Source organism: Pseudomonas sp. SDO52101_S400 (genome assembly GCF_054071635.1).
In genome coordinates this window covers 1-24,374 of record NZ_JBSVWF010000075.1, presented here as the reverse complement: position 1 = coordinate 24,374, position 24,374 = coordinate 1, and the positions used below count along the sequence as shown (strand labels likewise).

Below are 24,374 nucleotides of genomic sequence, written 5' to 3'. Positions count from 1 at the left end.
ATTCACCCCTCTCACCCCAGAGTCTATTCCCTTACCCAGACACAAGCGGGCTTGCTCGCGAAGGGGCCGGCCTATTCATCGGAGGCTTTTCAGCCAGCCGCCAGAATCCGCACCGAACTGACCACCGTCGCATACTCCCCGTGCAGATTCCCCAGCGACATCCCGTGCACCTCTTCAGCCGTACGCAACGTACCGAAATAATCGGCCTTGTCGAAGGTAAAGCACGCATCCTCCGCCACCCATGCCTCGAACCCCAGATTGCCCGCCGTGCGCGCCGTGGACTCCACTGAATTGTTCGTCGCCACGCCGACAATGACCAATTGCCCGATTCCCGCCTCACGCAACGTTGCCTCAAGCCCCGTCGCACAAAAAGCATCCGGCACCTGTTTCTGGATCAGCCATTCCCCTTCCTGCGGCAAAAACCTTTCCTGAAATTCCACGCCGGACTGCTCGGGCCAGAACACTGAATCGGGTGAGCGCGACAGGTGCTGTACGTGGATAACCTTCCGCCCGCTGCGTCGCCAAAAGTTCAGCAAATCAAGGATCCGCTCTTCGGCCAACGGGTTATTTCTTCGCCCCAGACGCGGCTCCAGAATGCCTTTTTGCTGGTCGATGATGATCAGTGCAGCGTTGGCCTGAAGCTCCATGGCGATTTTTCTCACGCGGGGTCATTGAATTTCCCGCACTTGAGCATCACTTCCTCTCACTAAGCAAGCTATCGAACGCACACAGGACGACCTGAAGCCGGCGTTTGCTGTCCGCATATAAGCCACTTTCCTGATTTGGAGCTTTCCATGATCGACCTGTATTACTGGACCACGCCCAACGGCCACAAGATTTCCCTGTTCTTCGAAGAGGCAGGCCTGCGCTACAACGTGCACCCGATCAACATCAGCCAGGGCGAGCAGTTCCAGCCGCACTTCCTGAAAATCGCGCCGAACAATCGCATCCCGGCCATAGTCGATCATGAGCCCGCCGATGGCGGCGAGCCGTTGTCGCTGTTCGAGTCCGGTGCAATTCTGTTGTACCTCGCGGAAAAGACCGGCAAGTTCCTGCCCAAGGATCTGCGTGGCCGCCAGGTGGCGCTGCAATGGCTGTTCTGGCAAATGGGCGGGCTGGGGCCGATGGCCGGGCAGAACCATCATTTCAGCCAGTTCGCGCCGGAAAAAATCCCCTACGCGATCAAGCGCTACATCGATGAAACCGCCCGTTTGTACGGGGTGCTGGACAAGCAACTGGCCAACAATGAGTTCGTCGCCGGCAGCGAATACAGCATCGCCGACATGGCGATCTACCCGTGGATCGTCTCCCACAAATGGCAGAGCCAGAACCTGGAAGACTTCCCGAACGTGCTGCGCTGGTTCAACCACATCAAGGATCGCCCGGCGACCGTAAAGGCCTACGCGCTGGTGCAGAAGATCAATCCGCCGAAGGCTTGAGTCACCCGGCCTGATCGTTCCCGTGCGCGGGAACGATCAACGGGAAGAAATAACCGCTCGCCCCGCTTGCGCGGCCCCCTCCTGCTCACTAACGTAGCGGCTTTATTGCGCCCCCAGCCTCTACACCCCCGCAGGAGCTTTGCCATGGCCTCGCCAGCCCTTTCACATTTTCTTCCCCGGTTCGGCGTTGCCGCAGCAGTGACCGGTGTCTTGAGCCTCTCCGGTTGCCAGACCTGGAACGCTCAGGACACCCTCCCGCCAACCTCCGGCGTGCAGCCGCTCAAGGGCCTGGCGCAGAACGTTTCGGTACGGCGCAATGCCATGGGCATGCCGCTGATCGAAAGCAACAGCTTCCACGACGCCTTGTTCGCCCTCGGTTATGTACACGCCAGCGACCGCATCAATCAGATGGTGACCCTGCGCCTGCTGGCTCAGGGGCGTCTGGCGGAAATGTCCGGGGCGTCGATGCTCGACGCCGACCGCTACATGCGCGCCGTCAACCTGAAGAAAAGCGCCGGCGAGCTGTACAAGGCCTCGTCGCCACGGCTCAAGCGCTTCTTCGAAGTCTATGCCCGGGGCGTCAACGCCTACCTGTTCCGCTACGCCGACAAGTTGCCGGGCGATCTCGCCTCCAGTGGCTACAAGCCTGAGTACTGGAAACCGGAAGATTCGGCACTGATTTTCTGCCTGCTGAACTTCAGCCAGTCGGCCAACCTGCCGGAAGAAATCGCCTCACTGGTGCTGGCGCAGACCGTCACCACCGACAAACTCGCGTGGCTGACCCCGTCCGCCCCCGACGAAAACCTGCCGGTCGCCGAAGCCGACAAGCTGCAAGGCATCAAGCTCAACGGGCAGATTCCGGGCCTGAGCGAACTGAGCAACGCCAGCGAACAACTGGCAGCGATGAACCTGCTCGGCGCCAGCACTTCGAACAACTGGGCGATTGCCCCGCAACGCAGCCGCAGCGGCAAGAGCCTGCTGGCCAGCGACAGCCATGGGCCGCTGGCCGCGCCGTCGCTGTGGAGTTTCGTGCAGATTCACGCACCGAAATATCAGGCCGCTGGCGTGACCGTGGCCGGTCTGCCGATGGTGCTGGGTGGTTTCAACGGCAAAGTGGCGTGGAGCCTGACCAGCGTCTTCGGCGACAACCAGGACCTGTTCCTGGAAAAAATCCGTCGCCAGGGCAGCAGCCTGACCTATGAGGTCAACGGCAAATGGCAACCACTGGGCGTGCGCAACGAAACCTATTTCGTCAAAGGCCAGCGACCGATTCGCGAAGCGGTGTACGAAACCCGCCACGGCGCGCTGCTCAACAGCGCCCAGGCCGCCGCTCAAGGCGCAGGTTTTGGCCTGGCCTTGCAGACGCCGAGCTTCACCGATGACAAATCCCTCGATGCGTTTTTCGATCTGAGCCGCGCGCAGACCGTTGAGCGCGCTTCGGACGCCAGCCGGGAAATCCGCGCCATCGCGCTGAACCTTGTGTTTGCCGACGCCAGCAACATCGGCTGGCAAGTCACCGGCCGTTTCCCGAACCGTCGTGAAGGCGAGGGCCTGCTGCCGTCGCCGGGCTGGGAAGGTCGCTATGACTGGGACGGTTACGCCGACCCGATGCTGCACCCTTACGATCAGGACCCGAGCCAGGGCTGGCTCGGCACCGCCAACCAGCGCGTCATTCCTCACGGCTACGGCATGCAACTGTCCAACTCCTGGGCGGCGCCGGAGCGTGGCGAGCGTCTGGCGGAACTGGCCGGCGGCGCCAAGCATGACAGTCGCAGCATGATCGCCATGCAGTACGACCAGACCACCACCTTCGCCGCCAAGCTGAAGAAGATGTTCGAAGCCCCGGGCATGGCGCAACCGCTGAAACAGGCGATAGACGCTCTTCCGGAAGCCGACCGCAACAAGGCTCGCGAGGCCTACACCCGTCTGATGGCGTTCGACGGCAAGCTCAGCCCGACTTCCGCTGATGCGGCGATCTACGAATTGTTCCTGCAAGAAAGCATGAAGCAGATCTTCCTCGACGAACTCGGCCCGCAGAGCAGCCCAGCGTGGAAAGCGTTTGTCGCCAATGGCGATCTGTCCTACGCCGCCCAGGCGGACCATTTGCTGGGCCGCGAAGACAGCCCGTTCTGGGATGATGCCCGCACGCCGCAGAAAGAAGACAAGCCGGCGATCCTCGCCCGCAGCCTCGCGGCGGCGATCAGCGCTGGCGACAGTCAACTGGGTGGCGACCACAAAGCCTGGCAGTGGGGCAAACTGCACCGCTACGAGTGGAAGAATGCCAACGGCCAGACCGTTCGCGGCCCGCTCGCGGCAGGCGGCGACCACACCACGCTCAACACGGCGGCGTTTGCCTGGGGTCAGGACTTCAACACCATGCGTGCGCCGTCGATGCGTTTCATCGTCGACTTCGGTCAGAGCGAACCGCTGATGGGGCAGAACGGTACTGGGCAATCGGGGAATCCGGTGAGCCCGAACTACCTGAACGGCATCGATCCTTGGCTCAAGGGCCAATACATCGGGTTGCCGATGCAGCCGCAGAACTTTGAGCGGGTGTATGGCAAGACGCGGTTGACGCTGACTCCCGGGAAATAAGTGCTGCTCCCCAAAAGATCAAAAGCCCCCCTCACCCTAACCCTCTCCCTTAGGGAGAGGGGACTGATTGGGGGATGTTCGAGAAGTCCGCCGACCTGATCCTGCTGCACCGAATCCAGATTCGTATTGCTGCCTGGCAGATCCATAATCGACTCCATTTCACAGGTCGATGTATCTCGCCAGACACCTCCGTAGGCTCCCTCTCCCCCCGGGAGAGGGCTGGGGTGAGGGCTGGATTTTCCCGCCAACAAAATTCTTCGTTCCCACCGAAAAATCAATCGAACTTCTGACTTCGCGCAAACCTCATAGCTAACAAGTCCCTCCATTCCGGTAACGCCATGGACCTTGTTATCGCCCGCCCCGAAGGCTTGTACTGCCCCGCCGGGGATTTCTACATTGATCCGTGGCGCCCGGTCGAACGCGCGGTGATCACTCATGCCCACGGCGATCACGCCCGCACCGGCAACGCACACTATCTGGCCGCCAGCGCCGGCGAAGGGATTCTGCGTGCGCGCCTGGGTCAGGACATCAATCTGCAAACGCTCGAGTACGGTCAGCGACTGACTCACCACGGCGTCACCTTGAGCTTTCACCCCGCAGGTCACGTTCTGGGCTCGGCTCAGGTGCGTCTGGAATACGGCGGTGAGGTCTGGGTGGCGTCCGGCGACTACAAGATCGAACCCGACGGCACCTGCGCGCCCTTCGAACCGGTGCGCTGCCACACCTTCATCACCGAATCGACGTTCGGCCTGCCGATCTACCGATGGCAGCCGCAGGCGCAGGTGTTCGGCGAGATCAATCAGTGGTGGCAGGCCAACATCGAGGCCGGCAAGACCAGCGTGCTGTTCTGCTACTCGTTCGGCAAAGCCCAGCGAATCCTGCACGGTATCGATGAAACCCTCGGCCCGATCCTCAGCCACGGCGCGGTGGAACCGTTGAACCGGGTCTATCGCGAGGCCGGTGTGTATCTGCCGCCGACGATTTACGCCGGCGACGTGAAGAAAAACGATCCGATGATGCGTCAGGCACTGGTCATCGCCCCGCCGTCAGCCGGCGGCAGCAGCTGGATGCGGCGTTTCGGCGACTACAGCGACAGCTTCGCCAGCGGCTGGATGCGCTTGCGCGGCACCCGTCGGCGGCGCGGCGTGGATCGCGGTTTCGTGCTCTCGGATCACGCCGACTGGCCCGGCCTGCTGTGGGCCATCGAACAGACCGGCGCCGAGCGGGTGATGGTCACCCACGGATCGATCGGCGTGCTGGTCCGCCACCTGCGCGAAAAAGGGTTGGACGCTCAGGGCTTCAACACCGAATACGGTGACGATGAACAAGACAACATTGCTGTCGAACCCGCCGTCGCCGAGGTGCAACCATGAAAGACTTCGCCGGGTTGTACGCCGAACTCGACGCCACCACCTCCAGCAACGCCAAACTCGCGGCCATGCAAAGCTACTTCACTCAGGCTGCGCCGGAGGATGCCGCCTGGGCGGTGTACTTTCTGTCCGGCGGACGGCCTAGGCAACTGGTACCGGTACGGATCCTGCGCGAACTCGCCGTCGAAGTGTCCGGGCTCACGCCGTGGCTGTTCGAGGAGAGCTATCAAGCGGTCGGCGATCTGGCGGAAACCATCTCGCTGGTGCTGGCGGAAAACCCGCACACCTCAGAGGCCGGACTCGCCGAATGGATCGAGCAGAAACTGCTGCCGCTGCGCGGTGAAACCCCGGAATACCTTGCCCGGCAATTGCCAGCGCTGTGGGCGCAGCTCGACCGGCCGAGCCTGATGCTGTGCATCAAACTGATCACCGGCAGTTTTCGGGTCGGCGTGTCCAAACTGCTGGTGACCCGAGCCCTGGCGTCGATGGCCGGACTGGACAGCAAACGCGTGGCGCAACGGCTGGTGGGCTACACCGACTTGTCCAACCGGCCGAACGCCGCCAGTTACCTGAAACTCATCGCCCCCGAATCCAGCACCGAGCATGCTCAACGCGGCGGTCAGCCTTATCCGTTTTTTCTCGCCCACGGTCTGTCGCAACCGGTCGAACAGTTCGAAGCGCTGCTCGGCCCTGCAAGCGGCTGGCAGGTTGAATGGAAGTGGGACGGGATCCGCGCACAAGTGGTCAAGCGAGACGGACGCCTGTGGATCTGGTCCCGAGGAGAGGAACTGGTGACCGAACGCTTTCCCGAACTCGACAGCCTTGTCCACGGTTTGCCCGACGGCACGGTGATCGACGGCGAAATCGTGGTCTGGAAAAATCCGCATCCCACCACCGAAGATGCGTTCGACCCGCAATCCACAGCCCCTCCGGCGGTACAACCCTTTGCCCTGCTCCAACAACGGATCGGCCGCAAGACCCTGGAGAAAAAGATCCTCGAAGAGGTGCCCGTGGTCGTCCTCGCCTATGACTTGCTCGAGTGGCAGGGCGAAGACTGGCGCAACCAGCCCCAGATCAAACGGCGCGAACAACTGGAACAGGTCATCGCCCGGTGCAACAACCCCGTGCTGCTACCCTCCCCGGTGCTGACCGGCAGCGACTGGTTCGACCTCGCCCGCCAGCGTGAAGCCTCCCGGCGACTGGGCGTCGAGGGCATGATGCTCAAGGCCCGGGACGCGATGTACGGCGTCGGTCGCACCAAGGATATGGGCGTGTGGTGGAAATGGAAGGTCGACCCGTTCAGTGTCGACGCGGTGCTGATCTATGCCCAGCGCGGACATGGCCGCCGCGCCAGTCTCTACAGCGACTACACCTTTGCGGTGTGGGACGGCCCGCCCGGTTCCAGTGCGCGGGCGCTGGTGCCGTTCGCCAAGGCCTATTCCGGGCTCACGGACGCGGAAATGCGCGAAGTCGACAGCATAGTTCGCAAGACCACCGTGGAGAAATTCGGCCCGGTCAGCAGCGTGACACCCAGCCTGGTGTTCGAGCTGGGTTTTGAAGGCATCGCCCTCTCCCGCCGGCACAAGAGCGGCATCGCTGTGCGCTTTCCGCGCATGCTGCGCTGGCGCCAGGACAAGACCGTGGACGAGGCCGACAGCCTCTCGACCTTGCAAAACCTGTTGGTCTGATTCCTGTCCCGTAAAAGCCCTTCCTGCGCTCAAAAGGTGCAAGCGTTTTTCTGTGCCCGTTTTCGGGCACTCTTCCTGCTGCGCCCTCACTTCCTACACCTTTTAAAACACTTGTTCGGGACTCTGGTTCGGAAATTGCTACTTTCTATAAGTCGTAAGCGTTCCAGTAACAATAATTCTGCGCCACAAGCGCTCATATTGGTTCTTAGGGATTGAATAATGAAAAAAGCATTGCTGACCCTTTCTGCACTGGCGTTGTGCATGGCCGCCGGTTCCGCACTGGCCAAGGAATACAAAGAGCTGCGTTTTGGCGTTGACCCTTCCTACGCACCGTTCGAGTCGAAAGCGGCCGATGGCAGTCTGGTGGGCTTTGACATCGACCTGGGCAACGCGATCTGCGCCGAGCTGAAGGTCAAGTGCAAATGGGTCGAAAGCGACTTCGACGGCATGATTCCGGGCCTCAAGGCCAATAAATTCGACGGTGTGATCTCGTCGATGACCGTCACCGAAGCCCGCGAAAAAGTCATCGACTTCTCCAGCGAGCTGTTCTCCGGCCCGACTGCCTACGTGTCGAAAAAAGGTTCGGGGATCACCAACGACGTGGCCTCCCTGAAAGGCAAAACCGTCGGCTACGAGCAAGGCACCATTCAGGAAGCCTATGCCAAAGCCGTGCTGGACAAGGCCGGCGTGAAAACCCAGGCCTACGCCAACCAGGATCAGGTGTATTCCGACCTGACTTCCGGCCGTCTCGATGCGGGCATTCAGGACATGCTGCAGGCCGAGCTGGGCTTTCTGAAGTCGCCGCAGGGCGCTGAATACGCAGTCAGCGAGCCGGTCGACGCACCGTTGCTGCCAGCCAAAACCGCTGTCGGTATTAAGAAAGGTAACACCGAGCTGAAAGCGCTTTTGGATAAAGGTATCAAAGCGTTACACGATGACGGCAAATACGCCGAGATTCAAAAGAAACACTTTGGCGATCTGAATCTGTACAGCGGCAAATAATGCCCCGGCGCCCATCATCGATGGGCGCCTTTTTCATTCAGTCAGGTTGCTGATTTATGTTCGAAAACCTCTTACAAAATCTGGGGCTCTCCGCCTTCAGCCTCAAGGGCTTCGGTCCTTTGCTGTTGGAAGGCACCTGGATGACCATCAAATTATCGGCGTTGTCGCTGCTGGTGGCCGTGTTGCTCGGCCTGCTCGGCGCCAGTGCCAAACTGTCAAAAGTCAAACTGCTGCGTCTGCCCGCCCAGCTCTACACCACGCTGATCCGCGGGGTGCCGGACCTGGTGCTGATGCTGCTGATCTTCTACAGCCTGCAAACCTGGCTGACGACGCTCACCGACTACCTGGAATGGGAATACATCGAGATCGACCCGTTCAGCGCCGGGGTCCTGACCCTGGGCTTCATCTACGGCGCGTATTTCACCGAAACCTTCCGCGGCGCGATCCTTGCCGTGCCGCGCGGTCAGGTCGAAGCCGCCACCGCGTACGGACTCAAGCGCGGTCAGCGTTTTCGCTACGTGGTGTTCCCGCAAATGATGCGTTTCGCACTGCCCGGCATCGGCAACAACTGGATGGTGATGCTCAAGGCCACCGCGCTGGTCTCGATCATCGGTCTGGCCGATCTGGTCAAGGCTGCCCAGGACGCCGGTAAAAGCAGCTATCAACTGTTCTTCTTCCTGGTACTCGCCGCCTTGATCTACCTGCTGATCACCAGTGTTTCCAACATCATCCTGCGCTGGCTCGAACGCCGCTACGCCGCCGGTGCCCGGGAGGCCGTACGATGATCGAACTCCTGCAGGACTACTGGAAAGCCTTCCTTTATACAGACGGCCAGAACATCACCGGGCTGGCCATGACGATGTGGCTGCTCAGCGCCTCGATCTTCTTCGGTTTCATCGTATCGATTCCGCTGTCGATCGCCCGTGTCTCGTCGCACTTCTACATTCGCTGGCCGGTGCAGTTCTACACTTACCTGTTCCGTGGGACGCCGCTCTATATCCAGCTGCTGATCTGCTACACGGGGATTTACAGCCTGGCCGCCGTGCGCGCCCAGCCGTTGCTCGACAGTTTCTTTCGCGATGCGATGAACTGCACGATCCTTGCCTTTGCCCTCAACACCTGCGCCTACACCACGGAGATCTTCGCCGGGGCGATCCGCAGCATGAACCACGGTGAAGTCGAAGCGGCCAAGGCCTATGGCCTGACCGGCTGGAAGCTGTATGCCTACGTGATCATGCCGTCGGCGCTACGTCGCTCGCTGCCGTACTACAGCAACGAAGTGATCCTGATGCTGCACTCGACCACCGTGGCCTTTACCGCAACCATCCCCGACATTCTGAAAGTCGCGCGGGACGCCAACTCGGCGACCTTCCTGACCTTCCAGTCGTTCGGCATCGCCGCGCTGATCTACCTGACCATCACTTTTGCGCTGGTCGGCCTGTTCCGCCTCGCCGAACGCCGATGGCTGGCTTTCCTCGGGCCGACTCACTAGGACCTCTCTGCAATGCGCCACCAGATACATGACCTGCTGGCCCCGCTGCCGGGGACTGCACGACAGATCCACAGCTTTCACTTCGGCCCGGACAAGGCTCAAGGCAAAATCTACATCCAGTCCTCGCTGCACGCCGACGAACTGCCCGGCATGCTCGTGGCCTGGCACCTCAAGCAGCGTCTGGCGGAGCTGGAAGCCGCCGGCCGCCTGCGCAGCGAAATCGTACTGGTGCCGGTGGCCAATCCGGTCGGCCTCGAACAGGTGCTGATGGACGTGCCGCTGGGCCGCTACGAGCTGGAGAGCGGGCAGAATTTCAACCGCTGGTTCGTCGACCTCAGCGAAGAAATCGGCAACGAGATCGAATCGCAACTCTGCGACGATCCGCAGCGCAATCTCGATCTGATCCGCACCAGCCTGCGTAACGCCCTCGCCCGCCACACCGCCACGACCCAGCTGCAATCCCAGCGCCTGACCCTGCAACGGCTGGCCTGCGATGCGGACATGGTGCTGGACCTGCACTGCGATTTCGAATCCGTGGTTCATCTTTACACCACGCCCGAGGCCTGGCCGCAGGTCGAGCCACTGGCGCGCTACATCGAATCCCGTGCGAGCCTTTTGGCCACCGACTCCGGCGGCCAGTCGTTCGATGAGTGCTTCACCTTGCTGTGGTGGCAATTGAAGGAGCGCTTCGGTGAGCAATTCGAGATTCCGCTCGGCAGTTTCTCGGTCACCGTCGAATTGCGTGGTCAAGGGGACGTCACTCATCCGCTGGCCAGCCGCGACTGTGAAGCGTTGCTCGATTACCTGATTCACTTCGGCGCCATCGCCGGCGAGCCGAAACCGCTGCCGCATCTGCCGTTCCCTGCCACGCCGCTGGCGGGTGTGGAGCCGGTCGTGACACCACTCGGCGGGCTGTTGGTGTACACCGCCACACCCGGCCAACACCTGGAAGCCGGGCAGAAAATCGCCGAAATCATTGACCCGATCACCGACCGGGTCACACCAGTCCATTGCACCGCTTCCGGTCTGCTCTATGCCCGCTCACTGCGGCGCATGGCGACGGCCGGCATGGTGATCGCCCACGTCGCGGGCGCCGAAGCCTATCGCAGCGGCTACTTACTTTCGCCTTGAGGATGCCTGTCCCATGTACAAATTGACCGTTGAAGGCCTGCACAAAAGCTATGGTGACCATCAGGTGCTCAAAGGCGTTTCGCTCAAGGCCAAGACCGGCGACGTGATCAGCCTGATCGGCGCCAGCGGCTCGGGCAAAAGCACCTTTTTGCGCTGTATCAACTTTCTCGAACAACCCAACGATGGCGCGATGAGCCTCGATGGCCAGTCGATCCGCATGGTCACCGACCGCCACGGCATGCACGTCGCCGACGCCGACGAACTGCAACGCCTGCGCACTCGGCTGGCGATGGTGTTCCAGCACTTCAACCTGTGGAGCCACATGACCGTGCTGGAAAACATCACCATGGCCCCGCGCCGGGTGCTGGGTTGCAGCAAACAGGAAGCCGACGACCGTGCCCGGCGTTATCTGGAAAAAGTTGGTCTGCCGGCACGGGTGGCCGATCAGTACCCGGCGTTTCTCTCCGGCGGTCAGCAACAGCGCGTGGCCATTGCCCGGGCGCTGGCAATGGAGCCGGAAGTCATGCTGTTCGACGAACCGACTTCGGCACTCGACCCGGAACTGGTTGGCGAGGTGCTCAAGGTGATTCAAGGCCTGGCCGAGGAAGGCCGGACCATGATCATGGTGACCCACGAGATGAGTTTTGCGCGCAAGGTCTCAAGTCAGGTGCTGTTCCTGCATCAGGGGCTGGTGGAGGAAGAAGGTGCGCCGGAAGAGGTGCTGGGCAATCCGAAAAGCGAAAGGCTCAAGCAGTTTTTAAGTGGAAACTTGAAATAAGACAAAACGACAACGGGCCAATCAATCCAATTGGCCCGTTATTTTTACGACGCAGTTACTTCGGCACATTCTTCACTTCAAACCTCGCAATTTCAATATTATATTCCACCCCACCGAGCGATACGCTTCCTGAAAATGAGCCAGAAAGCACCCCACCACCGTTCGTACCCAAAAGCATTTCCCCGGTGACGACACCAAAGTAAAAACCTGATCGCAACAAGACAATTACTTTCAAATCCTCATTGAGCACAAGAGGATAGGTCCCCGGCAAAGCTTTTTTCATAATGGCCACATTGAGATGCAGACCTTCAAATGTCTGATCGGTAACAACGTTATCCAGAATATGGTGCGTCCCGTCGGCGTTTGTTCGGTAAGCAATCTGTTTATGATCAAAATCGTAAGTCTCACCTTCAGGCCCCTTCACAACAGCTTTAAAAAATCCCTCTAGCCATCGTTCAGAACTAAAAACCTCATTAAGCCTATGCTCCGCTCTATTACTCATCTCAATCACCTTTTATATAGTTTAAAACGATAAAAACCACAGTGCCTTTTTATTCAACACATACTTAAGACACCAAACAACTGTCAACAATGACAGTTGACAAAACACAAACTTACGAGACTGCCAGATCTTTTATTTAATACAGATGCGAAATAAGCAGCAAAATTATGTAAGTTCGCAGGAGCCGCCGTACGATTAAACCTTTACCACGTCGGCGCGGTCATTGAAGGAACACCTTCAGAGCACACGTCGCCGGCATGGGCACTTCCACCGACTTCGCCAAACACTGGTTCAGCGCCCGAGGCTGGAAGCCGTTCGCCTTTCAGAAGCAGGTGTGGGCGGCGGTCAAACGTGGCGAGTCCGGCCTGCTGCACGCCAGCACCGGCGCCGGTAAAACCTATGCGGTGTGGTTTGCTGCGCTCAATCTTTTTGCCCGCTCCGGGCCTGTGGGTGAAACCACCCGCAAACGCCCACTACCCGCCGAACCGCTGACCGTCTTGTGGATCACGCCAATGCGCGCGCTGGCCGCCGACACCGCGCGCGCCCTGCAAACACCGCTGGACGATCTGCAGATTCCCTGGAGCGTCGGCCTGCGCACCGGCGACACCGGCAGCAGCGAACGCGCCCGGCAGAACCGGCGCCTGCCCACCACGCTGATCACCACCCCGGAGAGTCTTACCCTGATGCTTGCCCGCGCCGACGCGCAAACGGCGCTGTCGACGTTGCGCATGGTTGTGGTGGATGAGTGGCACGAACTGCTCGGCAACAAACGCGGCGTGCAATTGCAACTGGCCCTCGCCCGGTTGCGCCGCTGGCATCCGGGGCTGATCGTCTGGGGCATTTCCGCGACGCTGGGTAATCAATCCCACGCCGAACAAGTGCTGATCCCACAGGGCGGTGGCATCAGTATTCAGGGGCAAAGCGAAAAGTCGCTCAAAGTCGACACCCTGCTCCCACCGCAGATCGAACGTTTTCCCTGGGCCGGGCACATCGGTCTGAAGATGCTGCCGCAGGTGGTCGCCGAACTTGAGGACTGCGCCAGCAGCCTGGTGTTCACCAACACCCGGGCGCAATCGGAAATCTGGTATCAGGCGCTGCTGGAAGCGCGGCCGGACTGGGCCGGGTTGATCGCCCTGCACCACAGTTCGCTGTCCCGTGAGACCCGCGACTGGGTCGAGCAAGCGCTGAAGAACGGCCAACTCAAAGCCGTGGTCTGCACTTCAAGTCTGGATCTGGGGGTAGATTTCCTGCCGGTGGAACGCGTGCTGCAAATCGGTTCAGCCAAAGGTGTGGCGCGGTTGATGCAGCGCGCTGGTCGATCCGGGCATGCGCCTGGGCGCGTGTCGCGGGTGACGCTGGTGCCGACGCACAGCCTGGAACTGATCGAAGCCGCTGCAGCCGCAGATGCTGTGGCGCAGCGCCGGATCGAACCGCGTCTGTCACCCGACAAACCGCTGGATGTGCTGGTCCAGCATCTGGTCAGCATCGCGCTGGGCGGTGGTTTCACTCCCAATGAGCTGTACGAAGAAGTACGTGGCGCCTGGGCTTATCGCGACCTGACGCTGGCGCAATGGGCCTGGGCGCTGGCCTTCGTACGTCACGGTGGACTTTCTCTGACGGCGTATCCGGACTACCGCCGGGTCGAGCCGGATGAGCAAGGGATCTGGCGAGTACCGGATGCGCGACTGGCCCGTCGTCATCGCATGAGCATCGGCACCATCGTCAGCGACGCCAGCATTCAGCTGAAATTCTGGAGCAAGGGTGGTGGCGGCAAGCAGCTGGGCAGCGTCGAGGAAGGTTTTATCGCCCGCCTCAAGCCCGGCGACGGTTTCCTGTTCGCCGGGCGCTTGCTGGAGCTGGTGCGGGTGGAAAACATGACCGCCTACGTCAAGCGCAGCACCGCAAAAAAAGCCGCCGTGCCACGCTGGAATGGCGGGCGCATGCCGCTGTCCAGCGAACTGGCCGAAGCGGTGGTCACCCGGTTCAGCGCGGCGGCACACGGCGAGTTTGCCGGGCCGGAAATGCAGGCCTTGCGACCATTGCTGCAAACGCAAATGCGCTGGTCGGGTCTGCCGACGGTCAATAACCTGCTGGCCGAAGTGCTGAAATCCCGCGAAGGCTGGCACCTTTTCCTCTATCCGTTTGCCGGCCGCCAGGTGCATCTGGGGCTGGCCAGCCTGCTGGCATGGCGGGTCAGCCAACGCCTGCCTGTGACCTTCTCGATTGCAGTCAACGATTACGGACTGGAATTGCTCAGCGCCACGCCCGTTGACTGGTCTGTGCAGCTCGATGGAGCCCTGCTGAGTCCCGAAGCTTTGTTGAGGGATGTGCTGGCCAGCCTCAACGCCGGGGAACTGGCGCTGCGACGTTTCCGGGAAATTGCGCGGATTGCCGGACTGGTATTCGCCGGCTACCCGGGAGCGCCGAAAAGCACCCGTCAGGTGCAGGCCTCCAGCGGATTGTTCTTCGAAGTGTTCAAACAATATGACGCTGACAACCTGCTGCTGGTCCAGGCCGGAGAAGAAGTCCTGCGGGAAGAACTGGATATTCGTCGACTGGAACAGACGCTGGAGCGAATCAACCGGATGAAACTCGATATGCACCTGATCAAGCGTCCGACACCGCTCGGTTTTCCATTGCTGGTGGAACGCATGCGCGAAAGCATGAGCTCGGAAAAACTCGCCGACCGGATCCGGCGCATGGTCGGCGATCTGGAGAAAACCGCTGACAAGGGCCAATCCTGATGAACGCGCCCTACCCCGTGCGTCTGGCAGGTGAAGACCTCTGGTTGCTGCCGGAAAAGGCGCTGTACTGGCCGGCGCAACGGGCGCTGCTGATTGCCGATGTGCATTTTGGCAAGGCGGCCGCTTACCGTCGCTTGGGGCAGCCGGTGCCGCAGGGCACCACGGCGAGCAACATCGCCGTGATTGAGCAGTTGCTGGCGAAACTCCCGTGTCGGCAACTGATCTTTCTTGGAGATTTTCTGCACGGGCCCGGTTCGCATGCCTCGGGCACTTTGAGTGCTTTGTCTGAGTGGCGCTCACGCCACGCCGATCTGCCGATAACACTGATTCGCGGCAATCACGATAAACGCGCCGGTGATCCGCCAGCGACGCTGAACATTCGAGTGGTGCCGGAGCCGTTGCTGCTCGGCCCCTTCGCCTTGCAGCACGAACCCCATCCCCACCCGGAAAGGCACGTCCTTGCAGGCCACGTACATCCGGTCTATCGATTGAATGGCAAGGGGCGTCAGCGTCTGCGGCTGGCGTGTTTCAGTCTGGGAGAACGCGTCAGCCTGCTGCCAGCCTTTGGCGCCTTCACCGGTGGTTTTCCGGTGGAGAAGGAAGATAGCTGTCGGATCTTTGTCATTGGCGACAACGAAATATGGCCCGTCGGCTGAAGTCCTGCTCAGGATTCAGCCGACGGGCCATACGTTCAATCAAGCGACGGGCGCGGGTGGTGGCTTGTCCGGCAACGTCGGTTCGCCGGGCTCGGTCGGTTCTTCGTTGGGGGTATCGGGATCGGGCTGGTGAGGAATTCCGCCAGCCATGGCGATGGGCGGGTGTGCCAACAAGGACCAGGCCAATACGCCAACCTGATTGGGCTCGAGCCTTGCCAGTTCGGCAGTGATTTGCGGATCGATCTTCATGGAGCACTCCTCGGCGAAGGCCCGTCCCGCTGTTCGCGAAACGGGCAGTACACCCCATAGAGTGTCTACCCGCCGAAGAATTCCCGATAACTGCCGGATGGACGGCTCAGGTGCGCGGCAGGGTCACGCCACGTTGGCCCTGGTACTTGCCGGCACGGTCCTTGTAGGAGACTTCGCATTCTTCGTCGGATTCGAGGAACAGCATCTGCGCCACACCTTCGTTGGCGTAGATCTTCGCCGGCAGATTGGTGGTGTTCGAGAACTCCAAGGTCACCTGGCCTTCCCACTCAGGTTCGAGCGGGGTGACGTTGACGATGATGCCGCAACGGGCGTACGTGCTTTTGCCCAGGCAGATGGTCAAAACGTTGCGCGGAATACGGAAGTATTCAACGGTCGTGGCCAGGGCGAAGGAGTTCGGCGGAATGATGCAGACATCACTGTGAACGTCGACGAAGCTGCCGGCGTCGAAGTTTTTCGGATCGACGATGGCCGAATTGATGTTGGTGAACACCTTGAAATGATTGGTGCAACGCACATCGTAGCCGTAGCTCGACACGCCGTAGGAGATCACACGGCTGTCGTCGCTGCCGCGCACCTGGCGCTCGACGAACGGTTCGATCATGCCGTGTTCCTGCGCCATGCGGCGAATCCACTTGTCCGATTTGATGCTCATGGCGGGGTGTCCTGAATAGCGAGGTGGAAAAAATCTGTCCGGCATCTTACCGGGCGCGCCGCCGGGTTCAAAGTCCGGGCTGCAATTCTCGCCGAACGTGCAGGAATTACGGGGCCTGGCGACGAACCGTCACACCGTCGATCCTTAAAACAGAGAAACCTTCGCAAGAAGCATTGGCACGTTCCGGAAAAAGGGTTAAGGTGGCGCCACTGTGCTGCTTGTGTCACTGAGAATCTCTACACGATATGTTGAATTTCGATCCAACCATCTACAAGAATTTTTCCTGCTCTTTGCACTCAGTCTCGGCCAGGGTTCTTCCTGAGTCGCAGTTATCTTTGTTCAAGGAGTTACACCATGTCTAATCGCCAAACCGGTACCGTTAAGTGGTTCAACGATGAAAAAGGCTTCGGCTTCATCACTCCACAATCCGGTGACGACCTGTTCGTTCACTTCAAAGCTATCCAATCCGACGGCTTCAAAAGCCTGAAAGAAGGCCAACAGGTTTCTTTCATCGCTACCCGCGGTCAGAAAGGCATGCAAGCTGAAGAAGTACAAGTTATCTAACTTGTAGCTTCTTTAGTAAAAAGCCCCGCCCTCAAAAGCGGGGCTTTTTTGTGGGCGTCTGTTTTATACAGGCAAAAAAAATCGCAACCCGATGAGGGCTGCGATTCTTTTTTTTGATGGCCTTACCAGGCTACGCCGAAACCTGCGGTGTATCGGGTCTTGCTCAGGTCCGCATCCTTGGTGCCACTGATGATGTCACGCTCGGCCTTCAGGTTGAGCGACGCCCAGTCCGTCACCTTGTAGCGCAGGCCCACTTCCGAATCCAGGGCATAGTTGGCAACGTCCGACAGTGGCTTGCCGATCTCGCCGGTGGTGAAAAACTGCACTTTCTTGCCTATCAGGTAGCGGTTGTAGTCCCACTTCATCGCGACGGAATAAAAGTTGTCCTTGCCGCCATCGCTGTACTCGTAATCGGTGCGGTTGAGCAGCGAGCCGAGCGAGAACGCTCCCAGCTCGTCATCCCAGAACTGGTAGCCCGGACCGGTACCGACCACCCGCTGGCGCGACAGCTCTTCGACGTAATCACGCTTGTAGTTCAGACGCCCCTGCCAGAACCACTTGTCGGTCAGGAAACGGTCCAGTGCATATTCGGCGCGCCAGTTATTGGTGGTCACCACCTCATCCTGGACTTCGCGGTTGTACTCGCCCTCGGCGGTATGACGCCAACGGCCATGGCGCGCCGAGGTCTTGAAGCCTATGTCGTAATCATTCGTGTCTTTTTCGGCGCGCTGATAATCCAGGGCCAGGTCGACATTGCCCTTCCAGACCAGATCCTCGACCACCGGCTTGGGCTTGAGAATCTGCTGGATGCTCGCCAGCTCAACCGTTTTCGGTGCCTCGCCGTTGGCCAGGGTAACCTTGCCGTCTTCGGCGGCGGTCAGCGACTTGGCTTTCTCACCGCTGTAAGCGTCCTGCTTGACCAGCAGTTCCTGATCGCTTTCCAGGGTCTTGACCTGCTTCCAGTCGATGGTGACCGCGCCGGCATACTGGGTCTGGACCAGCAACTTGCCACCGTCGAACAGGGTAATTTTGCCGCTCAGCTTGTCACCGTTCTTCAACCAGACGGTATCGGCAAGCAAGGGCGTGGACGCACTGAAGACAGCAAGGCACAACAGGGTTCTGGACAACATAAGCGAATCGGGAGCTCAAGTTTGCGAAAAAAGGGCCGGCATTATCCGTAGGAATAATCCCCTGACAAGGAGTGACTCGGCTATTTCTGTTGAGTTCATTTCTCAATTACCCAATCACGGATTAACCTTGAATCCATGAAACGACCCTGTTCAGGAACGGCGCACGTGACAGACCCGATACAAGCCTGCGAAAGCGATCCGCAAATCCGACGCACGGCACTCTACTCAACCCTTGCTCAGGTACCTGAGGGCAAGGTCGTCAGCTATGGTCAGCTGGCCGAACTGGCCGGGTTGGGGCGCGCCGCCCGCTGGGTCGGCCGCACCCTTAGCCAGCTGCCCGGCGACACGAAGCTGCCCTGGCATCGGGTACTCGGTGCCGGTGGTCGGATCAGCCTGCCGGCGGGCAGCCCTTCCGGAGATGAACAGCGGGCACGATTGCGTATGGAAGGCGTTACCATCCTGAACAATCGTGTGGATATTCGGCGTCATGGCTGGCGTCCGGTAGAGCACAGCGGTTAGAGTGCGCGCTTTGTTTCCGCAATCTTGAGGCAGACTTCAGCCCATGCCCCGTAAAACCTGGCGCGCCGCGCTCGCCGCCTATGCCAGTCCTTCGACGCTCGTGCTGTTGTTGCTGGGTTTCGCCGCCGGCCTGCCGTACATGCTGGTGTTCTCGACACTTTCGGTCTGGCTGCGTGAAGCCGGTGTAGCCCGCGAGACGATCGGCTATGCCAGCCTGATCGGTCTGGCCTATGCCTTCAAATGGGTCTGGTCACCGCTGCTCGATCAATGGCGCCTGCCATTGCTGGGCAAGCTGGGCCGACGCCGTTCGTGGCTGGTGCTTTCGCAATCGCTGGTGATCCTCGGCTTGATCGGCATGGGCTTCTGCGACCCGCAGAAACACCTGTCCTGGCTGATCGCCATCGCCGTGATCGTGGCCTTCGCCTCCGCCACCCAGGATATCGCCGTCGACGCCTATCGTCTGGAAATCGCCGAAGACAACCGCCAGGCCGCGCTGGCCGCCAGTTACATGTCCGGTTATCGGGTCGCAGCCCTGCTCGCGACCGCCGGCGCATTGTTCTTCGCCGAGGGCTTCGGCTCCACCGGGTTCAACTACCAGCATTCCGCCTGGACCGGCACCTACGTGCTGTTCGGTGCATTGATGGTTCCCGCCCTGCTCACCACGCTGTTGATGCGCGAGCCTCCAGTGCCGTTGCGCACCCAGTTGCAGGCCGGGCGCTATACCTTCATGCATCAACTGATGTCGGTGTTCGTGCTGATCGTCCTGCTGGTTTCCGTACCGGCCATGTTCACCCAGCTCTACAACACCGATTTCGCCAGCGTGCTGTTCGGCACCATGAGCCCGCTGGACTTGCTGCTGGAAGACCGCGCCTTCCTGCGCGCCATCCTCTACACCTTGCTCACCGGCCTGTGTCTTTCGACCATGGGTCGCCGTGGCCTGGCCCCGGTGCTGACGCCGGTCAACGACTTCATCCTGCGCTACCGCTGGCAGGCCCTGCTGTTGCTGGGCTTGATCGCCACTTATCGGATGTCGGATACGGTCATGGGCGTCATGGCCAACGTGTTCTATATCGATCAGGGTTTCACCAAGGACCAGATCGCCAGCGTCAGCAAGATCTTCGGCCTGATCATGACCCTGGTCGGCGCCGGGATGGGCGGCCTGCTGATCGTACGCTTCGGCATTCTGCCGATTCTGTTCATTGGCGGCGCGGCGTCGGCAGGCACCAACCTGTTGTTCGTGATGCTGGCCGATATGGGCCCGAACCTGAAGATGTTGATCGTGACCATCTCCCTCGACAACTTCAGCTCGGGCATGGCCACTTCGGCGTTCGTCGCATACCTGTCCAGCCTGACCAACCTGAAATTCTCCGCCACCCAGTACGCCCTGCTCAGCTCGATCATGCTGCTGCTGCCTCGCCTCATCGGCGGCTACTCCGGGGTGATGGTGGAGAAGTTTGGCTACCACAACTTCTTCATGATCACCGCGCTGCTCGGCGTACCGACCCTGGTGCTGATTGCCCTGCACTGGTTCCAGGAGAGCCGCCGCGAAGGCCCGACACCGACACCGGAACCCGTGCCGACACCAGTCGCCGAAGAGTCGTAAGACATCTCGCACCCGGCGGGAGGGTTCCCGCCGGGCCTGCACTTCTGTACGTCGGCAGATCTCGCCGGTACACTGCTCCGTCATTTCCAGTCATAGCAACCGACAACGGCCAACCATGCGCACCAGTCAATTTTTGCTCGCCACACAGAAAGAAACGCCTTCCGACGCGGTCGTGATCAGCCACCAGCTGATGCTGCGCGCCGGCATGATCCGCAAACTCGCCTCGGGCCTGTACACCTGGCTGCCGATGGGCTTGCGGGTTATGCGCAAGGTGGAAGCCATCGTTCGCGAAGAGATGAACGCCGCCGGCTCTCTGGAAGTGTTGATGCCGAGCACCCAACCGGCCGAGCTGTGGCAGGAATCGGGACGCTGGGAAGAATACGGCCCTGAGCTGCTGCGCATCAAAGACCGCCACGGTCGTGATTTCTGCGCGGGCCCGACCCACGAAGAAGTGATCACCGATCTGATGCGCAACGAGTTGAGCAGCTACAAACAGCTGCCGATCAACCTGTACCAGATCCAGACCAAGTTCCGTGACGAAATTCGCCCACGCTTCGGTTTGATGCGCGGCCGCGAATTCATCATGAAGGACGCGTACTCGTTCCATGCCGACCAGGCGTCGCTGCAGGTCACCTATGACCGCATGCACGAAGCGTACTGCAAAATCTTCACCCGCCTGGGCCTGAAATTCCGTCCGGTTGAAGCCGACAACGGTTCGATCGGTGGCGCCGGCTCCCACGAGTTCCACGTGCTGGCCGAGTCTGGTGAGGACGATATCGTCTTCAGCAATGGCTCCGACTACGCGGCGAACATCGAGAAAGCCGAAGCCGTACCGCGTGAAACTTCCCGCGCTGCACCGACCGAAGAGCTGCGTCTGGTCGACACCCCGGATACCAAGACCATCGCGGCCCTGGTAGAGAAATTCAATCTGCCGATTGAAAAGACCATCAAGACCCTGATCGTGCACGCCGAAGAAGAAGGCAAGCTGATCGCTCTGGTGATCCGTGGCGACCACGAACTGAACGAAATCAAGGCTGCCCAGCAACCTGGCGTTGCCAGCCCGCTGGTCATGGCGTCCGACGCCGAACTGCGTGACGCCATCGGCGCCGGCGCCGGTTCCCTCGGCCCGCTGAACCTGCCGCTGCCGATCATCATCGACCGCTCGGTCGAGCTGATGAGCGACTTCGGCATCGGTGCCAACATCGACGACAAGCACTACTTCGGCGTGAACTGGGAACGCGATCTGCCGGTTCCGACCGTGGCCGACCTGCGCAACGTCGTGGCCGGTGACCCGAGCCCGGACGGCAAAGGTACTCTGGACATCGCACGCGGCATCGAAGTCGGGCACATCTTCCAGCTGGGCAACAAGTACAGCAAGGCGATGAAGTGCGAAGTGCTGGGCGAGAACGGCAAGCCTGTGACCCTGGAAATGGGTTGCTACGGTATTGGCGTTTCCCGCGTGGTGGCGGCGGCCATCGAGCAGAACAACGACGAAAACGGCATCATCTGGAGCGACACCCTGGCGCCGTTCCAGATCGCCCTGGTTCCGCTGCGCTATGAAACCGAGCAGGTGCGCGAAGCCACCGACAAGCTGTACGCGGAACTGACTGCGGCCGGCTTCGAAGTGCTGCTGGACGATCGCGACAAGAAAACCAGCCCGGGCATCAAGTTCGCGGACATGGAGCTGATCGGCATTCCACACCGGATCGTGGTCAGCGACCGTGGCCTCGCCGAAGGCAACCTGGAATACAAGAGCCGTACCGAAGGCCAGGCGCAAGCGCTGCCGGTTGCCGACGTGCTGTCCTTCCTTCAGGCCCGTATCCGCCGCTGAAACCAGATAGAGACCTCATGTTCAAGCGAAACACCTTAGGCCTCGGTGGTGCCGCCCTGTGCGGCACCCTGCTGGTCAGCGGCTGTGCCAATCACATGTCACAGCGCAGCGAGCACGAAGAGCGGGTCGAGCGAAAGCTGCTCGATCACAGCCTGCAGATCGATGTCGGTGAGCCTAAGGTGCTTGAGCTGCCGCAGCGACGCGTGAAGATCAACGAGCAGAAAACCTTCGAAGTCACCGAGTTCGAAGTCACCCGTCGTTATGACCGCTACACCCCTTACCAGCCTTGGCGCGAAATCTACGAGATTCCGCTGGGTGCGGTTGCGGTGGTGGCCGGTGTCGGCGCGAATGTGGTCAACGTGTTCGCCCTCGGCACCCTGCCGGACAGCGTGACCAAGGACTGGCTGAGCTACGGGTTCGCCGGGCTCAACCCGTTCATGAACGTGCAGTCCCACGGTCGTGCACAGCAGAACCTGGCCGGTATCGATGAAGTTCAGCGCGACAAGCGCATGGAGTATTCGAGCCTGCCATGGAGCGAGCGCCCGGTGCAGGTCAAGGCCGGCAAGCAGACCTTCGACATGACCACCGACCGTAACGGCGTGCTGCGACTGAACCTGCTGGACAGCCCGTTCGCCGAAAACGATCTGAATCATGTAGGCAAACTGCAGATCAGCGTCGAAGACGCCAAGGATGATGTGCATTCCGACTCATCCCTGACGATCAGCAGTCACCTGCGCGGCAAATTGCTGGAAGCACATGGGCTGATTTACGACGATCTGGAAGACGACGAAGTGAGCCAGTGGGTTCACCGGGTCAAGCGCCTGTCGGAGCTGGGCCTGGAAGAAGAAGCCAGTGAGCTGGAGCAAAGCCTGATCGAACTGACGCGCAACGATCCCGAGTTGCAGGCTGAGTTTCTCAAGTCTCTGACCAAGGACGCCGGGCGACTGGTGGCGGATCCCGGTCCGAACTGACAACGCTTATAGAAGAGCCCGAACCTGTTTCGGGCTTTTTTTTGCGAACTAGCGCTCGAACAGTTCCATCTGCTCAAAGCCACCGCGCAAATCTTCCAGCCGCACGCCCACCCCGAGCAGCCGCACCGGTTTGCCACCGCGATTGAACGCCTGCGTCAGCAACAACTGGTAACTGCCCAGATCCCGCCCTGCCCCGGCCTGCTCCAGCGTGGTCTGGGTGAAATCGTGAAACTTCACTTTGACGAACGGCTTGCCCGGCCGGTAGCTACTGTCGATCCGCGCCATGCGGGTTTTCAGGGTTTCCAGCAGCTCAGGGAGTTTGTCCAGGCAACTGCGCAAGTCAGGCAGGTCCACGTCGTAAGTGTTTTCGACGCTGATCGACTGACGGCGACTGTCGTTATGCACCTGCCGATCATCGATCCCACGGGCCAGACTCCACATCCGCTCGCCAAAACTGCCGAATTCACGCACCAGCGCCAACTTGTCCCACTCGCGCAATTGCAGGCAGTCGTTGATACCAAGCTTGCCCAGCTTGTCGGCAGTGACTTTGCCGACACCGTGCAACTTGCTCACAGGCAGACCGCTGACGAAGTCTTCGACCTGGTCCGGGGTGATGACAAACAGGCCGTTGGGTTTTTTCCAGTCGCTGGCGATCTTGGCCAGAAACTTGTTCGGCGCGACGCCGGCCGAGACCGTGATGTGCAATTGATTGGAAACCCGGCGCCGGATGTCCTGGGCGATTCGCGTGGCGCTGCCACCGAAATGCGCGCTGTCCGAGACATCCAGGTAGGCCTCGTCCAGCGACAGCGGCTCGATCAGGTCGGTGTAATCGCGAAAGATCGTATGAATTTCCTTCGACGCCTCGCGATAGGCATCCATTCGCGGCTTGACGATGGTCAGGTCCGGGCACAGTTTCAAGGCATGTCCCGAGGACATCGCAGAACGCACACCGTAAGCCCTAGCTTCATAGTTGCAGGTGGCAATCACCCCGCGCCGGTCTGCCGAACCACCCACCGCCAACGGCTTGCCGGCCAGACGCGGATCGTCCCGCATCTCGATGGCGGCGTAGAAACAGTCACAGTCGACGTGGATGATTTTTCGCTGAGTCATGGCAGAAAAGGAAACGTGGCAAGCCGGATCGGCAGTATCTCACCGACACCTGTATATAGCACCAGTGGTATGAAGGTTCTTTTCCAGCGGTAGGAAACTTCCTTTGAATTTATTTTATCAATCGAATTCAACCCACCAATAGAGCTGAAACCCTTGCCCTGCCTGACCTGCGGCCTCGGCAGCGCCCTTCAGAAATCGCTAACCGATTGAACCAGAACAGATTTTATCCTGATTCAAGGTTGACACCCCGGCGTTCCTCTGTAGAATGCCGACACACAGACGCGGGATGGAGCAGTCTGGTAGCTCGTCGGGCTCATAACCCGAAGG

At 60.2% G+C, this 24,374-nt stretch carries 22 protein-coding genes; 16 read left to right on the top strand and 6 right to left on the bottom strand.

All coding sequences use genetic code 11. The features are described 5' to 3' along the window. Positions 1-89: 89 nt before the first annotated feature. Positions 90-647 carry a cysteine hydrolase family protein gene (locus tag ACW9HX_RS26345; protein WP_457382838.1) on the bottom strand — a complete coding sequence of 186 codons (558 nt, stop codon included), beginning with the start codon at positions 645-647 and terminating at the stop codon, positions 90-92. Positions 648-794: 147 nt separating this feature from the next. On the opposite strand from ACW9HX_RS26345, the gene ACW9HX_RS26340 reads away from it, so the two are divergent. From ACW9HX_RS26340 to ACW9HX_RS26300, 9 genes are all read left to right on the top strand, one after another. Beyond that, complete coding sequence (locus tag ACW9HX_RS26340) at positions 795-1,439, top strand: glutathione binding-like protein (protein WP_457382837.1); 645 nt, start codon at positions 795-797, stop codon at positions 1,437-1,439. A gap of 144 nt (positions 1,440-1,583) precedes the next feature. Next, positions 1,584-4,034, top strand: coding sequence for a penicillin acylase family protein (locus ACW9HX_RS26335; RefSeq protein ID WP_457382836.1), 2,451 nt, complete (start codon positions 1,584-1,586; stop codon positions 4,032-4,034). Positions 4,035-4,372: 338 nt separating this feature from the next. Next, positions 4,373-5,407, top strand: coding sequence for a ligase-associated DNA damage response exonuclease (locus tag ACW9HX_RS26330; RefSeq protein WP_457382835.1), 1,035 nt, complete (start codon positions 4,373-4,375; stop codon positions 5,405-5,407). Then, entirely contained in the window at positions 5,404-7,092 is a 1,689-nt protein-coding gene (locus tag ACW9HX_RS26325; RefSeq protein ID WP_457382834.1) for an ATP-dependent DNA ligase, read from the top strand. The genes ACW9HX_RS26330 and ACW9HX_RS26325 overlap by 4 nt, the downstream gene beginning before the upstream one ends. A 219-nt stretch (positions 7,093-7,311) precedes the next feature. After that, positions 7,312-8,094, top strand: coding sequence for a transporter substrate-binding domain-containing protein (locus tag ACW9HX_RS26320; RefSeq protein ID WP_096819543.1), 783 nt, complete (start codon positions 7,312-7,314; stop codon positions 8,092-8,094). A 56-nt stretch (positions 8,095-8,150) separates the two neighbouring features. Then, a complete protein-coding gene (locus tag ACW9HX_RS26315; RefSeq protein WP_457382833.1) occupies positions 8,151-8,879 on the top strand; it encodes an ABC transporter permease in 729 nt (242 codons plus the stop codon). Further along, on the top strand, positions 8,876-9,586 hold the full coding sequence (locus ACW9HX_RS26310) for an ABC transporter permease (RefSeq protein ID WP_096819545.1): 711 nt from the start codon (positions 8,876-8,878) through the stop codon (positions 9,584-9,586). The genes ACW9HX_RS26315 and ACW9HX_RS26310 overlap by 4 nt, the downstream gene beginning before the upstream one ends. Before the next feature lie 12 nt (positions 9,587-9,598). Next, a complete protein-coding gene (locus ACW9HX_RS26305) occupies positions 9,599-10,717 on the top strand; it encodes a succinylglutamate desuccinylase/aspartoacylase family protein (RefSeq protein ID WP_457382832.1) in 1,119 nt (372 codons plus the stop codon). Positions 10,718-10,730: 13 nt separating this feature from the next. Further along, positions 10,731-11,495, top strand: a complete 765-nt coding sequence (locus ACW9HX_RS26300; protein ID WP_457382831.1) for an ABC transporter ATP-binding protein — start codon at positions 10,731-10,733, stop codon at positions 11,493-11,495. A gap of 55 nt (positions 11,496-11,550) precedes the next feature. On the opposite strand, the gene ACW9HX_RS26295 is transcribed toward ACW9HX_RS26300, so the two are convergent. After that, positions 11,551-11,997 carry a hypothetical protein gene (locus ACW9HX_RS26295; RefSeq protein ID WP_457382830.1) on the bottom strand — a complete coding sequence of 149 codons (447 nt, stop codon included), beginning with the start codon at positions 11,995-11,997 and terminating at the stop codon, positions 11,551-11,553. Between the two features lie 257 nt (positions 11,998-12,254). On the opposite strand from ACW9HX_RS26295, the gene ACW9HX_RS26290 reads away from it, so the two are divergent. Next, positions 12,255-14,741, top strand: a complete 2,487-nt coding sequence (locus ACW9HX_RS26290) for a ligase-associated DNA damage response DEXH box helicase (RefSeq protein WP_457382829.1) — start codon at positions 12,255-12,257, stop codon at positions 14,739-14,741. Next, positions 14,741-15,397 (top strand): ligase-associated DNA damage response endonuclease PdeM, encoded by a 657-nt coding sequence (gene pdeM / locus ACW9HX_RS26285; protein WP_457382828.1) that lies wholly within the window; start codon positions 14,741-14,743, stop codon positions 15,395-15,397. The genes ACW9HX_RS26290 and pdeM overlap by 1 nt, the downstream gene beginning before the upstream one ends. Before the next feature lie 39 nt (positions 15,398-15,436). On the opposite strand, the gene ACW9HX_RS26280 is transcribed toward pdeM, so the two are convergent. Both ACW9HX_RS26280 and dcd read right to left on the bottom strand, forming a co-directional pair. Beyond that, entirely contained in the window at positions 15,437-15,646 is a 210-nt protein-coding gene (locus ACW9HX_RS26280) for a hypothetical protein (protein ID WP_085697404.1), read from the bottom strand. A gap of 106 nt (positions 15,647-15,752) precedes the next feature. After that, positions 15,753-16,319 (bottom strand): dCTP deaminase, encoded by a 567-nt coding sequence (dcd, locus tag ACW9HX_RS26275; RefSeq protein ID WP_007954988.1) that lies wholly within the window; start codon positions 16,317-16,319, stop codon positions 15,753-15,755. Positions 16,320-16,673: 354 nt separating this feature from the next. Here dcd and ACW9HX_RS26270 point away from each other — a divergent pair, with 354 nt between their 5' ends. After that, positions 16,674-16,883 (top strand): cold-shock protein, encoded by a 210-nt coding sequence (locus ACW9HX_RS26270; protein WP_002554837.1) that lies wholly within the window; start codon positions 16,674-16,676, stop codon positions 16,881-16,883. 122 nt (positions 16,884-17,005) lie between these two features. Here the strand turns inward: ACW9HX_RS26270 and ACW9HX_RS26265 are convergent, their stop codons facing one another. Next, entirely contained in the window at positions 17,006-18,013 is a 1,008-nt protein-coding gene (locus ACW9HX_RS26265; protein WP_457382827.1) for a DUF481 domain-containing protein, read from the bottom strand. A gap of 135 nt (positions 18,014-18,148) precedes the next feature. Here ACW9HX_RS26265 and ACW9HX_RS26260 point away from each other — a divergent pair, with 135 nt between their 5' ends. The 4 genes from ACW9HX_RS26260 (at position 18,149) to ACW9HX_RS26245 (ending at position 22,937) form a co-directional block, all read left to right on the top strand. Beyond that, positions 18,149-18,532, top strand: coding sequence for an MGMT family protein (locus tag ACW9HX_RS26260; RefSeq protein ID WP_457382826.1), 384 nt, complete (start codon positions 18,149-18,151; stop codon positions 18,530-18,532). Between the two features lie 43 nt (positions 18,533-18,575). After that, the gene (locus ACW9HX_RS26255; protein WP_096819551.1) at positions 18,576-20,135 is read left to right on the top strand and encodes an AmpG family muropeptide MFS transporter; all 1,560 of its coding nucleotides are present in this window, start codon (positions 18,576-18,578) and stop codon (positions 20,133-20,135) included. Positions 20,136-20,250: 115 nt separating this feature from the next. Further along, positions 20,251-21,966 (top strand): proline--tRNA ligase, encoded by a 1,716-nt coding sequence (locus ACW9HX_RS26250; RefSeq protein ID WP_457382825.1) that lies wholly within the window; start codon positions 20,251-20,253, stop codon positions 21,964-21,966. A 17-nt stretch (positions 21,967-21,983) separates the two neighbouring features. Next, the gene (locus ACW9HX_RS26245) at positions 21,984-22,937 is read left to right on the top strand and encodes a hypothetical protein (protein ID WP_457382824.1); all 954 of its coding nucleotides are present in this window, start codon (positions 21,984-21,986) and stop codon (positions 22,935-22,937) included. Positions 22,938-22,985: 48 nt separating this feature from the next. Here ACW9HX_RS26245 and dinB read toward each other — a convergent pair whose 3' ends face one another. After that, positions 22,986-24,047 carry a DNA polymerase IV gene (gene dinB, locus ACW9HX_RS26240; RefSeq protein WP_457382823.1) on the bottom strand — a complete coding sequence of 354 codons (1,062 nt, stop codon included), beginning with the start codon at positions 24,045-24,047 and terminating at the stop codon, positions 22,986-22,988. Positions 24,048-24,374: the final 327 nt, after the last annotated feature.

Excerpts from the sequence above, each read along its gene's own strand:
- ACW9HX_RS26280 (WP_085697404.1), bottom strand. The coding sequence starts at position 15,646 with ATGAAGATCGATCCGCAAATCACTGCCGAACTGGCAAGGCTCGAGCCC.
- ACW9HX_RS26345 (WP_457382838.1), bottom strand. The coding sequence starts at position 647 with ATGGAGCTTCAGGCCAACGCTGCACTGATCATCATCGACCAGCAAAAA.
- ACW9HX_RS26255 (WP_096819551.1), top strand. The coding sequence starts at position 18,576 with ATGCCCCGTAAAACCTGGCGCGCCGCGCTCGCCGCCTATGCCAGTCCT.
- ACW9HX_RS26305 (WP_457382832.1), top strand. The coding sequence starts at position 9,599 with ATGCGCCACCAGATACATGACCTGCTGGCCCCGCTGCCGGGGACTGCA.
- ACW9HX_RS26260 (WP_457382826.1), top strand. The coding sequence starts at position 18,149 with ATGAAACGACCCTGTTCAGGAACGGCGCACGTGACAGACCCGATACAA.
- ACW9HX_RS26330 (WP_457382835.1), top strand. The coding sequence starts at position 4,373 with ATGGACCTTGTTATCGCCCGCCCCGAAGGCTTGTACTGCCCCGCCGGG.
- ACW9HX_RS26290 (WP_457382829.1), top strand. The coding sequence starts at position 12,255 with ATGGGCACTTCCACCGACTTCGCCAAACACTGGTTCAGCGCCCGAGGC.
- ACW9HX_RS26340 (WP_457382837.1), top strand. The coding sequence starts at position 795 with ATGATCGACCTGTATTACTGGACCACGCCCAACGGCCACAAGATTTCC.
- ACW9HX_RS26245 (WP_457382824.1), top strand. The coding sequence starts at position 21,984 with ATGTTCAAGCGAAACACCTTAGGCCTCGGTGGTGCCGCCCTGTGCGGC.
- ACW9HX_RS26335 (WP_457382836.1), top strand. The coding sequence starts at position 1,584 with ATGGCCTCGCCAGCCCTTTCACATTTTCTTCCCCGGTTCGGCGTTGCC.
- ACW9HX_RS26270 (WP_002554837.1), top strand. The coding sequence starts at position 16,674 with ATGTCTAATCGCCAAACCGGTACCGTTAAGTGGTTCAACGATGAAAAA.
- ACW9HX_RS26265 (WP_457382827.1), bottom strand. The coding sequence starts at position 18,013 with ATGTTGTCCAGAACCCTGTTGTGCCTTGCTGTCTTCAGTGCGTCCACG.
- dcd (WP_007954988.1), bottom strand. The coding sequence starts at position 16,319 with ATGAGCATCAAATCGGACAAGTGGATTCGCCGCATGGCGCAGGAACAC.
- ACW9HX_RS26295 (WP_457382830.1), bottom strand. The coding sequence starts at position 11,997 with ATGAGTAATAGAGCGGAGCATAGGCTTAATGAGGTTTTTAGTTCTGAA.
- ACW9HX_RS26325 (WP_457382834.1), top strand. The coding sequence starts at position 5,404 with ATGAAAGACTTCGCCGGGTTGTACGCCGAACTCGACGCCACCACCTCC.
- ACW9HX_RS26320 (WP_096819543.1), top strand. The coding sequence starts at position 7,312 with ATGAAAAAAGCATTGCTGACCCTTTCTGCACTGGCGTTGTGCATGGCC.
- dinB (WP_457382823.1), bottom strand. The coding sequence starts at position 24,047 with ATGACTCAGCGAAAAATCATCCACGTCGACTGTGACTGTTTCTACGCC.
- ACW9HX_RS26300 (WP_457382831.1), top strand. The coding sequence starts at position 10,731 with ATGTACAAATTGACCGTTGAAGGCCTGCACAAAAGCTATGGTGACCAT.
- ACW9HX_RS26315 (WP_457382833.1), top strand. The coding sequence starts at position 8,151 with ATGTTCGAAAACCTCTTACAAAATCTGGGGCTCTCCGCCTTCAGCCTC.
- ACW9HX_RS26250 (WP_457382825.1), top strand. The coding sequence starts at position 20,251 with ATGCGCACCAGTCAATTTTTGCTCGCCACACAGAAAGAAACGCCTTCC.
- pdeM (WP_457382828.1), top strand. The coding sequence starts at position 14,741 with ATGAACGCGCCCTACCCCGTGCGTCTGGCAGGTGAAGACCTCTGGTTG.
- ACW9HX_RS26310 (WP_096819545.1), top strand. The coding sequence starts at position 8,876 with ATGATCGAACTCCTGCAGGACTACTGGAAAGCCTTCCTTTATACAGAC.